This is a genomic window from Pseudomonas sp. MD195_PC81_125, assembly GCF_014060985.1.
GTDB classification, from domain to species: Bacteria; Pseudomonadota; Gammaproteobacteria; order Pseudomonadales; family Pseudomonadaceae; genus Aquipseudomonas; species Aquipseudomonas parakoreensis.
This window is the reverse complement of the sequence record NZ_JABULD010000248.1, coordinates 1-4,228: the sequence shown is the minus strand read 5'-3', so window position 1 is coordinate 4,228 and position 4,228 is coordinate 1. Positions and strand designations below refer to the sequence as shown.

Below are 4,228 nucleotides of genomic sequence, written 5' to 3'. Positions count from 1 at the left end.
GCTTGATGTCAGACGATTAAATGTTGAATGACACACCGCTTTCGCGAGCAGGCTCGCTCCCACAAGGGCAAAAGGCAGAAACAAAAACGGAGCGTTCGCACGCTCCGTTTTTCGTTCAGGTCGAGATTACTTGCCGACCTGCTTTTCCTTGATTTCCGCCAGGTTCTTGCAGTCGACGCACATGTCGGCAGTCGGACGGGCTTCAAGGCGCTTGACGCCGATCTCGATCCCGCAAGAGTCGCACCAGCCGTACTCTTCGTCTTCGATCAGTTGCAGGGTCTTGTCGATCTTCTTGATCAGTTTGCGCTCGCGGTCGCGGGCGCGCAGCTCGAGGGCGAACTCTTCTTCCTGACTGGCACGGTCGGCCGGATCAGGAAAGTTGGCCGCTTCGTCTTTCATGTGATCAACAGTGCGGTCGACTTCCTGCATCAAGTCCAGTTTCCACTTGGTCAGGATCTTGGTGAAGTGCGCGCGCATTGGAGCGCCCATGTACTCTTCGCCCGCTTTCGGGACGTAGGGTTCGAAACCGCTGAGTGTCTGACTTGCCTGTTGCTTTGCTTGGGTGGGCATGAAATGGACCGCCTCTACTCTTGTAATCCATTGCGCAGGATTGCTCCATCACCGACACCTGCCGGCCCTGCGGCTGCAAGCGGGCGAACTTACCAGATCAATTCGGCCTGCGCTACTCCCGGATGTCGAGGCCCCGGCGGGCGGCGCTTGCAGAAGTTTGGCAAGTCATGTCTGACAGTGATGGAGGCCTGATCAATCTCTGATTTTAGTCAATCCTGGAGCGTACGCGCATATCGTTACAGTCCAGCGTTCTTGAGGCTGTGACCGCGACGGGTTCTCGCTCGTTCCGGCAGACAGGTAGAATCGTCTCTTTTTCCCCGTCGAAGGAAAACCAATGGCTCAGCCCTACAGTGCGCGCAGTCGTGCGATCGAACCGTTCCATGTGATGGCGCTGCTGGCGCGGGCCAATGAACTGCAGGCCGAAGGTCACGATGTGATCCACCTGGAAATCGGCGAGCCGGACTTCACCACAGCCGAACCGATCATCCGCGCCGGGCAAGCGGCGCTGACGGCGGGCAAGACTCGCTACACCGCAGCGCGGGGCATTCCTGAATTGCGCGAAGCGATCTCCGGGTTTTATCAATCGCGCTACGGCTTGAACATTGATCCGCGAAGGATCCTGATCACCCCCGGTGGTTCCGGCGCCCTGTTGCTGGCCAGCGCCTTGCTGGTCGATCCGGGCAAACACTGGCTGCTGGCGGATCCGGGCTACCCGTGCAACCGGCACTTCCTGCGTCTGGTTGAAGGCGCGGCACAACTGGTTCCGGTCGGGCCGGAGGTGCGCTATCAACTGACCCCGGATCTGGTGGCGCGGCATTGGGATCACGACAGCGTTGGTGCGTTGGTGGCTTCGCCTGCCAACCCGACCGGCACCCTCCTGACCCGCGACGAACTGGCCGGATTATCCACAGCCATCAAGGCGCGGCACGGCCATCTGGTGGTGGACGAGATTTATCATGGCCTGACTTACGGCACCGATGCCGCCAGCGTGCTGGAAGTCGATGACAGCGCCTTTGTCCTCAACAGCTTCTCCAAATATTTCGGCATGACCGGTTGGCGTCTCGGCTGGCTGGTGGCACCGGATGCGGCCGTCAGTGAGCTGGAGAAACTCGCGCAGAATCTCTATATCAGCGCGCCGAGCATGGCGCAGCACGCCGCACTGGCCTGTTTCGAGCCGGACACTATCAGCATTCTCGAAGAGCGCCGCGCCGAATTTGGCCGCCGTCGCGACTTCCTCCTGCCGGCGTTGCGCGAGTTGGGTTTCAATATCGCCGTCGAACCTGAAGGTGCGTTCTACTTGTATGCCGATATCAGCCAGTTCGGCGGTGATGCCTTCGCGTTCTGCCGGCATTTCCTCGAAACCGAGCACGTTGCCTTTACCCCGGGGCTGGATTTCGGTCGTTATCAAGCGGGCCATCATGTGCGTTTTGCCTACACCCAAAACCTCCCACGCTTACAGGAAGCGGTGGAACGCATCGCTCGTGGCTTGAAGAGCTGGCAAGGCTGATGCGTTTTTATCCGGCTCTGGAAGAGGCGCGGCTGATTCGCCGCTATAAACGTTTTCTCGCTGACGTTGAAACGGTCAATGGCGAGCTGTTGACCCTTCACTGCCCGAACACCGGTTCGATGCTCAATTGCCAGGTTGAGGGCGGACAGGTGTGGTTCAGTCGCTCCAACGACCCGAAACGCAAGCTGCCCGGCACTTGGGAAATTGGCGAAACTCCGCAGGGTCGGCTGTTTTGCGTGAACACCGGCCGTGCCAACGCACTGGTGGACGAGGCGCTGCAGGCGGGAGTCATCGACGAGTTGAGCGGCTTTACGGCGCTTAAACGTGAAGTGGCGTACGGCCAGGAAAAGAGCCGTATCGATTTCCGTCTCGAGTACCCGAGCGGTCCGGCCTACGTGGAAGTGAAAAGTGTCACGCTGGGATTCGACGGAACGAATGTCGCGGCGTTTCCCGATGCGGTGACCCAGCGCGGCGCCAAGCATCTGCGTGAACTGGCGCATCTGGCCCGTGACGGCATTCGGGCGGTGCAGCTGTATTGCGTCAATCTCAGCGGGATTGACGCAGTGCGTCCGGCCGAGGAAATCGATGCGGCGTACGCCGATGCCCTGCGCGAGGCGGTGGCATGCGGAGTTGAAGTGCTGGCCTACGGCGTGCGCTTGAACCACGAAGAGATGGTGATCGACCGGCGGCTGGACGTGTTGCTCAACGGTTAAACATCGATCCACACCCCTCGGGCGTCTTCGCGGCAGGGGATGGCGGTCAGGGATTGCCCGGCGCAGGGCCCGGCGACGCATTCGCCATCCTCGATCAGGAACAGTGCGCCGTGGGTGGCGCACTGGATCAGGCTGTTGCTCGGGTCGAGAAACTGGTCGGGGTGCCATTCCAGGCCGACGCCACGATGCGGGCAACGGTTGAGATAAACATAGGCCTGTCCATTGCGGCGCACGGCAAACAGTTTGTTGCCGTGGATGTCGAACCCACGGCTGCCGGCCTCGGCGAGATCGGCGCCTGCGCACAAAAACTTCATGACTATCCTCAACTGTCTGCTCGTTTCAGGAAATGTCCGAGCTTGACGTTTAAATGCAAACAATTATCAAATGGCCGCCTTCGCCCACTGTGCGCGGCTGCCGCCAAGGATACTTGGCCTGCCGGTTCGCTGCCCGGGAAAACTGTTCAAGGAAAGCTGCGTATGCGCCTGATTATCCGCGTTGCTGTGCTGTGTGTCGGACTCCTCGCCAGCCTTCAGGTGACAGCTGCCGACTTGCCACAGCGTTGGGTCAGTGCCGGTGGCGCGCTTTCGGAGTGGGTCAGTGCATTGGGCGGCGAGTCGAAACTGGTCGGCGTCGACACCACCAGCCAGCATCCCGAGTCGCTGAAGAAACTGCCAAGTATCGGCTATCAACGCAGCCTGTCGGCAGAGGGCATTCTCAGCCTGCGCCCGGACATCCTTATCGGCAGCGAAGAAATGGGCCCGCCACCGGTGATCGCTCAGGTAAGGAGCGCCAAGGTGCAGGTCGAACTGTTCTCGGCGCAGCCGGATCTGCCGACGCTGGAAAAAAACCTCACGCATCTCGGGCAGTTGCTCGGCGCGCAAGCCCAGGCGACGCAGTTGCTGGAAAGTTATCAACAGCAGCTCGCCATGCAGAAAGCGCGAGTCGCCGAGTTGCAGACCCGGCACAAGGCGCCCGGTGTGCTGGTGCTGATCGGACATGCCGGCGGTAAACCATTGATTGCCGGCAAGGACACTGTCGCCGACTGGCTGCTGCAACGGGCCGGCGGACATAACCTGGCAACGCATACAGGTTACAAGCCGTTCTCTGTTGAGTCGCTGGCCGGGCTTGATCCTGAGGTGCTGGTGTTTGCGGATCGCGCGTTGAGCGGTGAGGCGGCAAAAGCGGCGTTGTTCAAGGAGGGTAACCCTATTTCTGTTACAGACAGAGCGCCCATGATTCATTAGCTTAGAGAGAAAGGATCTCTCAGTGCTCAATGAGTGGTATGAACCATGAGGCTACTGTTCACCGATGACAGTTTCGTCCTGCTAACCCAGGCTTATATTGGAATTCCTTTCCTGCTGAACGGGCAAATGGAGTTGGTTGAGCCGGCAAACGATTACCTCATGTATCTGGCGCTGGAACGAGGCAAGACGCGTAG

5 protein-coding genes are annotated in these 4,228 nt (G+C 59.7%); 3 read left to right on the top strand and 2 right to left on the bottom strand.

The window, feature by feature from the left end; all coding sequences use genetic code 11:
• Positions 1–126 precede the first annotated feature (126 nt).
• Positions 127–570: an RNA polymerase-binding protein DksA gene (dksA, locus tag HT737_RS10685; protein ID WP_007959616.1), complete on the bottom strand. Its 444-nt coding sequence runs from the start codon at positions 568–570 to the stop codon at positions 127–129.
• Positions 571–904: 334 nt separating this feature from the next.
• Here dksA and HT737_RS10680 point away from each other — a divergent pair, with 334 nt between their 5' ends.
• Both HT737_RS10680 and sfsA read left to right on the top strand, forming a co-directional pair.
• The gene (locus tag HT737_RS10680) at positions 905–2,077 is read left to right on the top strand and encodes a pyridoxal phosphate-dependent aminotransferase (RefSeq protein WP_121187213.1); all 1,173 of its coding nucleotides are present in this window, start codon (positions 905–907) and stop codon (positions 2,075–2,077) included.
• Complete coding sequence (gene sfsA, locus HT737_RS10675) at positions 2,077–2,790, top strand: DNA/RNA nuclease SfsA (RefSeq protein WP_095668307.1); 714 nt, start codon at positions 2,077–2,079, stop codon at positions 2,788–2,790. Before HT737_RS10680 ends, sfsA begins: the two co-directional genes overlap by 1 nt.
• Here the strand turns inward: sfsA and HT737_RS10670 are convergent.
• Positions 2,787–3,104, bottom strand: coding sequence for a Rieske (2Fe-2S) protein (locus tag HT737_RS10670; RefSeq protein ID WP_095668308.1), 318 nt, complete (start codon positions 3,102–3,104; stop codon positions 2,787–2,789). The genes sfsA and HT737_RS10670 overlap by 4 nt on opposite strands.
• Before the next feature lie 162 nt (positions 3,105–3,266).
• On the opposite strand from HT737_RS10670, the gene HT737_RS10665 reads away from it, so the two are divergent.
• The gene (locus HT737_RS10665) at positions 3,267–4,034 is read left to right on the top strand and encodes a hemin ABC transporter substrate-binding protein (protein WP_306287200.1); all 768 of its coding nucleotides are present in this window, start codon (positions 3,267–3,269) and stop codon (positions 4,032–4,034) included.
• Positions 4,035–4,228: the final 194 nt, after the last annotated feature.

Excerpts from the sequence above, each read along its gene's own strand:
- dksA (WP_007959616.1), bottom strand. The coding sequence starts at position 570 with ATGCCCACCCAAGCAAAGCAACAGGCAAGTCAGACACTCAGCGGTTTC.
- HT737_RS10680 (WP_121187213.1), top strand. The coding sequence starts at position 905 with ATGGCTCAGCCCTACAGTGCGCGCAGTCGTGCGATCGAACCGTTCCAT.
- sfsA (WP_095668307.1), top strand. The coding sequence starts at position 2,077 with ATGCGTTTTTATCCGGCTCTGGAAGAGGCGCGGCTGATTCGCCGCTAT.
- HT737_RS10670 (WP_095668308.1), bottom strand. The coding sequence starts at position 3,104 with ATGAAGTTTTTGTGCGCAGGCGCCGATCTCGCCGAGGCCGGCAGCCGT.
- HT737_RS10665 (WP_306287200.1), top strand. The coding sequence starts at position 3,267 with ATGCGCCTGATTATCCGCGTTGCTGTGCTGTGTGTCGGACTCCTCGCC.